The sequence below is a fragment of the Mammaliicoccus fleurettii genome (assembly GCF_003970575.1).
Taxonomy (GTDB): domain Bacteria; phylum Bacillota; class Bacilli; order Staphylococcales; family Staphylococcaceae; genus Mammaliicoccus; species Mammaliicoccus fleurettii.
The window spans coordinates 22,304-29,099 of sequence record NZ_RXWZ01000060.1 but is presented as its reverse complement, the minus strand read 5'-3'; the positions used below and the strand labels follow the sequence as shown (position 1 = coordinate 29,099).

General features: G+C 31.5%; 6 protein-coding genes. All 6 read left to right on the top strand.

Going from position 1 to position 6,796, the window contains the following annotated elements; translation table 11 throughout:
* Positions 1-224 precede the first annotated feature (224 nt).
* The 6 genes from CD129_RS05265 (at position 225) to queG (ending at position 6,793) form a co-directional block, all read left to right on the top strand.
* Entirely contained in the window at positions 225-1,688 is a 1,464-nt protein-coding gene (locus tag CD129_RS05265) for an ABC transporter substrate-binding protein/permease (RefSeq protein ID WP_115337285.1), read from the top strand.
* Positions 1,681-2,406 (top strand): amino acid ABC transporter ATP-binding protein, encoded by a 726-nt coding sequence (locus CD129_RS05260; protein WP_078357641.1) that lies wholly within the window; start codon positions 1,681-1,683, stop codon positions 2,404-2,406. Before CD129_RS05265 ends, CD129_RS05260 begins: the two co-directional genes overlap by 8 nt.
* A gap of 26 nt (positions 2,407-2,432) precedes the next feature.
* Complete coding sequence (argC, locus tag CD129_RS05255) at positions 2,433-3,467, top strand: N-acetyl-gamma-glutamyl-phosphate reductase (protein WP_115337286.1); 1,035 nt, start codon at positions 2,433-2,435, stop codon at positions 3,465-3,467.
* Positions 3,468-3,482: 15 nt separating this feature from the next.
* Positions 3,483-4,721, top strand: coding sequence for a bifunctional glutamate N-acetyltransferase/amino-acid acetyltransferase ArgJ (gene argJ, locus CD129_RS05250; protein WP_078357639.1), 1,239 nt, complete (start codon positions 3,483-3,485; stop codon positions 4,719-4,721).
* Positions 4,722-4,735: 14 nt separating this feature from the next.
* Positions 4,736-5,497 (top strand): acetylglutamate kinase, encoded by a 762-nt coding sequence (argB, locus tag CD129_RS05245; RefSeq protein WP_078357638.1) that lies wholly within the window; start codon positions 4,736-4,738, stop codon positions 5,495-5,497.
* Between the two features lie 168 nt (positions 5,498-5,665).
* A complete protein-coding gene (gene queG / locus CD129_RS05240) occupies positions 5,666-6,793 on the top strand; it encodes a tRNA epoxyqueuosine(34) reductase QueG (RefSeq protein ID WP_115337287.1) in 1,128 nt (375 codons plus the stop codon).
* Positions 6,794-6,796: the final 3 nt, after the last annotated feature.

Below are 6,796 nucleotides of genomic sequence, written 5' to 3'. Positions count from 1 at the left end.
ATTCATAAATTTGCATATTGATATCACATTTATAAGTGCATTAAATCAGTGCTAGTTATTTTTAATAGTGTTATAACAGTGATTACAAAAATTTGATTTTAAAATGAGATTATATTTAGTAACGACTAAATGAATAACCATTCAAAAACTTTTATAAAAAGCATTGCATAAAATTACATAAATGCGTATAATAATGAATATTATTAATTCAGGAGGTTACAACTTTGAAAAGAAATTTATTTGTGAAAGTAGTACTTATAACAGTTTGTTTACTACTTACTATTCCATATTTAGTCCCCAAACAGTCACACGCCCAAGAAACTGACCAGTGGGAAAAAGCTAAAGAACGTGGCGAGCTAAGAGTAGGTTTATCAGCAGATTATGCACCATATGAATTTGAACATACCAAAGATGGAAAGCGTGAGTATGCAGGTATAGATATTGAGCTAGCTAAAAAAATTGCGAAAGACAATGGTATAAAGCTTAAAATAGTGAATATGCAATTTGATAGTTTATTAGGTGCTTTAAAAACTGGGAAAATAGATATGATTATTTCAGGTATGGCACCGACTCCTGAAAGAAAAAAAGAAGTTGATTTTTCAAATCACTATATGGAAGTTAAGCAAAGACTAATTGTTCAAAAGAAAGATAAAGATAAATTAAAAACAATTGAAGATTTCAAAGGAAAAATGATTGGAGTACAAAAGCAAACAACTCAAGAAGAATTAGCAAAAACTGAAATGCCAGACTCTCAAGTGAGCTCACTTGCAAGGGTACCTGAAGTTATTATGTCACTTAATTCAGGAAAAGTAGATGGAATGATTATTGAAGGTCCTGTAGCAGATGCATATTTAGAGAAAAATCCAAATTTAACTTATTCAGATGTTGATTTTTCTGATGCAGATAAAACAACTGCCATCGCTTTACCTAAAGATTCTCCTCAATTAATGGAGAGAGTCAATAAAAGTGTTAAAGAAGTTCGAGATAATAATTTGATAAAAGATTATCAAGATAAAGCCACAGAAGCAATGTTTGATGATGGATCATTTTTTAGCAAATATGGATCTTATTTCTTACATGGTGTTGGATATACAATTCTATTATCATTCTTAGGAGTTGTAGCTGGTGCACTTATTGGTGTTTTCTTTGCATTGATGAAATTAAGCAACAGTAAAATCTTAAAATCTATTGCATCAGTTTATATAGAATTTATAAGAGGAACGCCTTTATTAGTTCAAGTATTTTTAGTGTATTTTGGTACAACAGCAGTACTTGGTTTAGATTTATCTGCACTTATTTGTGGTATTATCGCGCTTATTATTAACTGTAGTGCTTACATAGCAGAAATTATTAGAGCAGGGATTAATGCAGTTGATAATGGTCAAATGGAAGCCGCAAGATCATTAGGTTTAAATAAATCACAAGCTATGAAAAAAGTTATTATGCCTCAAGCCATTAAAAATATACTACCAGCTTTAGGTAATGAGTTCGTAACTGTAATTAAAGAATCATCTATTGTATCAGTAATAGGTGTTAGTGAATTAATGTTTAATGCACAAGTTGTGCAAGGTGCGTCGTTTGATCCATTCACACCATTGTTAGTAGCAGCAGTATTGTACTTCATTTTAACGTTTACGTTATCTAGAGTGATGTATATTGCTGAAAGGAGGTTCAGTGTCAGTGATTAAAGTTAATGATTTACACAAAACATTTGGTAAAAATGAAGTATTAAAAGGTATTAATTTAAATATTGAAAAAGGAGAAGTAGTTGCCATAATAGGTCCATCAGGTAGTGGTAAAAGTACGCTATTAAGATGTTTAAACTTATTAGAAGATCCTACTTCAGGTCAAATTATTTTTGAAAACAATGATCTAACGAATACTAAGGGAGCAAAGCTGGATCAATTAAGACAAAAAATGGGAATGGTGTTCCAAAGCTTTAATTTGTTCCCTCACAAAAAAGTTATAGATAATGTTACTTTAACGCCTTTGACTTTAAAAAAAGGAAATAAATCTGAATTAGAAAAACAAGCTCATCAGTTGCTTGAAAAAGTTGGATTAGAAGATAAATCGGATGTTTATCCTTCAAAACTTTCTGGAGGACAAAAGCAGCGTGTCGCTATTGCGAGGGCATTAGCTATGAATCCAGAAGTTATTTTATTCGACGAACCAACTTCAGCACTTGATCCCGAAGTAGTTGGGGAAGTGTTAAGTGTTATGAAAGATTTAGCTAAAGAAGGCATGACAATGGTCGTTGTAACACATGAAATGGGCTTTGCTAAAAATGTAAGTGATCATGTCATTTTTATGGATGAAGGAATTGTACAAGAAGAAGGTACACCTGAACAAATTTTTGATAATCCGCAAAATAGTAGAACGAAACAATTTTTATCTAAAGTATTGTAATACTAAAAAATAAAAGAGGTGTTTTCGTGTTAGAAATAGGTATAGTCGGCGGAAGTGGATATGGTGCAATTGAACTAATTAGATTACTCAAACAACATAAAGAAGTGAATATTAAATATGTATTTTCACATTCTAAGTCTGGGGAAGACATTAAAGAAACATTTCCACATTTGCAAGACAATATTAATGTACCATTTTCAAGTTTAGATGTTGATAAAGTAGATTGCGATTTAATATTTTTTGCTACGCCATCAAATGTGAGTAAACATTTTATTCCTAAATTAATTGAACGAGGAATAAAAGTTATTGATTTATCAGGAGATTTTAGACTAAAAGATCCAGCATTATATGAAAAATATTATGGTGAAAAACCAGCTGAACAAAGCATACTTGATAAAGCTAATTATAGCTTAGCTGAGTGGTCCGATATAAACAATGATTCAACTAAAATTATTGCTAATCCAGGATGTTTTCCAACAGCGACTTTACTTTCTCTACATCCACTATTAAAAAACAATTTAATTAATAAGGAATCAATAATTATAGATGCTAAAACAGGTATTTCTGGTGCAGGTAGAAGTTTAAGTCAGAATGTTCATTATGGAGAAGCGAATGAGAATTTCTCTGCTTACAAATTAGGAACACATAAACACACGCCAGAAATTGAGCAATATTTATCAAAATTATCAGGATCTGATATTAAAGTAATGTTTACACCACATCTTGTTCCTATGACAAGAGGCATACTGGCTACAATTTATGTTGATTTAAATGAACAAATATCAGAAGAAGCATTACATAAAATGTATATAAAAACCTATCAAAATAAACCATTTGTCCGTATTAGGAAAATAGGTGAATTTCCAAAAACTAAGGAAGTATTAGGTAGTAATTTTTGCGATATAGGTATTTACGTTGACGAAGAACGAAATAAAGCTGTAATTGTAACTGTAATAGATAATTTAGTAAAAGGTGCAACTGGTCAAGCAATTCAAAACATGAATATTTTATATGGATTTAATGAAGATGAAGGTTTGAATTTATTACCAGTATATCCTTAGAAATGGAGGGATTTGATGTTAGAAGAAACTGAACAATTAATTGACTCTGAATTGACAATTATAGAAGAAGGTGACGTTGCGACACCTAAGGGCTTTGTAGCAGGTGGAACACACGTGGGCCTTCGTAGAGAAAAGAAAGATTTTGGTTGGCTATTTTCATCAGTTCCAGCTAATTGTGCAGCAGTATATACACAAAATGCTTTCAAAGCTGCACCATTACAAGTTACAGAGGAGAGTATAAGTGTTAATAATAAACTTTCTGCAGTAATCATTAATTCTGCAATAGCAAATGCTTGTACAGGTAAACGAGGTGTTGAAGATGCGAAACAAACTCAAAAATGGGCTGCATCAAAATTACAAATACCAGAACATGAAATTGCAGTTGCTTCAACAGGTTTAATAGGCGAATTTTTACCAATGCAAAAAATAAAGTATGGCGTTAATAATATAGATATACAAAATGATTTTAATTCTGAAAATTTTAATGAATCTATTTTAACAACAGATAAAGAAACAAAGCACATAGCTGTACAAGTGACTATTGATAATGAAGTGATAACAATTGGTGGAACTTGTAAAGGATCAGGTATGATACATCCGAATATGGCTACTATGTTAGGATTTATGACTACAGACGCAAACGTAGAAGTTGAAGATTTAAATAGTTTATTGAAAGAATCTGTTGATGAAACTTTTAATATGATTACTGTTGATGGAGATACAAGTACTAACGATATGGTTATTCTTTTAGCAAATGGTGAAAGTAATAACCAACCATTATGTAAGCAACATCCTGAATGGAATAAATTTGCTAAAGCAGTGCAACATGTAAGTCGATATTTAGCACAAAGTATTGCTAGGGATGGTGAAGGTGCAACGAAATTAATAAAAGTTAAAGTTACTGGTGCCGAAACAAAAGAACAAAACAATATTATTGCTAAAACAATCGTCGGTTCTAGTCTAGTCAAGACGGCTATTCATGGAGCAGATCCAAACTTTGGCAGAATCATTTCAGCAATTGGATATGCTGATATTACGATAAATCCAACTGATATAGACGTATGGCTCTGTGATCATTTATTGGTTAGCAAAGGAATGAATGTTTCATTTGATGAGTTAGATTTAAAAGCTAAAATGGAGCAGGATACTATTGAAATCAATGCTAAGATTGGTGATTCATCCTTTACATCTACAGCATTTGGGTGCGATTTATCTTATGATTACGTGAAAATTAATGCATTATATAGAACCTAATTGGAGGTATTTAAGTGAAGTATGCAGTAATTAAAATAGGCGGAAGTATATTAAATAATCTTAACAAATCAATAATTGAAGATATTCTCACTTTAAAAAAGCAAAATTATGTACCCATAATCGTGCATGGTGGAGGTCCATTTATAAATAAGCAACTTAGTAAAATAGGAGTTGAAAGTAAATTTGTAGATGGATTACGTGTAACTGATGAGGAAGTGTTGCTACAAACTTCTAGTACATTGATAGGTGAAGTGAATCCTCAAGTAGTATTTCAAATCAATCAATATGAACCATTAGCAATAGGTGTTAATGGAATAGATATGAATTTATTTGATATAGAACCACTTCATCCTAAATACGGTTTTGTTGCAGAATGTTCTTCAGTTAACAAAGCTGCTCTTGAACTTATTTGTTCAAATAGTATCCCAGTTGTAGCTCCTATAGGTATAGATAGTATCAGTGGACAACGATACAATATTAATGCTGATAGTTTAGCTTATAAAATTGCAAGTGAAATGGAAGGTGATTTATTTCTAATAAGTGATATTCCAGGTGTACTCATTAAAGATGAAGTTCAAGCTAACTTAAGTATTAAAGATATTAATAATTATATTGAAACGACTGAAATATATGGTGGAATGATACCTAAAGTTACTGGTGCAATTTCAGCTATAAAAGATGGTTGTAAAAGCGTAAAAATTATTTCTGGATCATCAGAACATGCTTTATTAAAGAGTTCGATATCAAATGAAATAGGTACTACGATTACTTCTTAAAGATATAACAATTCAACATGATTAGTCTGCCAACAAATTCACTATCTTTGTTGGCAGCTTTTTTGTTTATATTCAAGATTTAATTTGTTTTAAATAACTTTAAAATCTAAAACTTTCATATAAATATGTTAAAATATATAAGCATGTTTGATAGTGAGGTGAATCAATTTGAATTTAGATTTATTGAAACAAGAAGTAATAGATTACGCGCATTCTATTGGAATTGATAGCATTGGATTTACAACGGCAGATCCCTTTGATGAATTAAAACAGAAATTAGAAGATTATCACTCAAAGGGCTATGCGTCTGGTTTTGAAGAAAGTGATATTGAATTAAGAACAGTTCCAAAACTCACTTTACCATCTGCAAGATCAATAATTGCTATTGCAGTAGGTTATCCTAATAAATTAAAAGATGCACCTAAAAGTGTAAGAGGTGACAGACGAGGTTTATTTGCACGAGCTTCTTGGGGTCAAGATTATCATACGATTATGAGAAATCGACTAGATAAACTCAGTTTATTCCTACAAGAGAAAGTACCAGATGTAGAAGTGAAATCGATGGTTGATACAGGTGTTCTATCTGATCGAGCTGTTGCTGAAAGAGCTGGCTTAGGATTTGCAGGTAAAAATGGCTTTATTATAAATGAAGATTTAGGGACATGGAGCTATTTAGGTGAGATATTAGTGAGTATCCCATTTAAACCTGACGACCCGGTTATCGATAGTTGTGGTGATTGTAATATATGTGTAGATCGATGTCCTACTGGAGCATTAGTGGGTGATGGACAATTAAATAGTCAAAAATGTATCAGCTTTTTAACGCAAACTAAAGGATATTTAAAAGATGAATATCGTTATAAAATTGGTAATAGACTATATGGTTGTGATACATGTCAGCAAGTATGTCCAAGAAATAGAGGGATTAACACAGAACAAGATGATATCGTCTTAGAACCTGAAGTCTTGAAGCCTAGATTAGTTCCATTATTAAAAATGTCTAACAAAGAATTTAAGAATACTTATGGACATTTAGCTGGTGCATGGCGTGGAAAGAAACCGATTCAAAGAAATGCAATTGTTGCACTTGCACATTTTAATGAAGAAAGTGCAATACCTGATTTGAAAGATGTTGCATTAACAGATCCTAGACCAATGATAAGAGGTACAGCATTTTGGGCAATTGGACAAATTCAAGGTGAAGAAGCAAGATCATTTATAATGTCGCACTATGAACGTGAAATTGAAGAAGTTCAAGAAGAAATGATAAAAGGATTAGAGATTAGGAGAAAATAAAAT

Excerpts from the sequence above, each read along its gene's own strand:
- argJ (WP_078357639.1), top strand. The coding sequence starts at position 3,483 with ATGTTAGAAGAAACTGAACAATTAATTGACTCTGAATTGACAATTATA.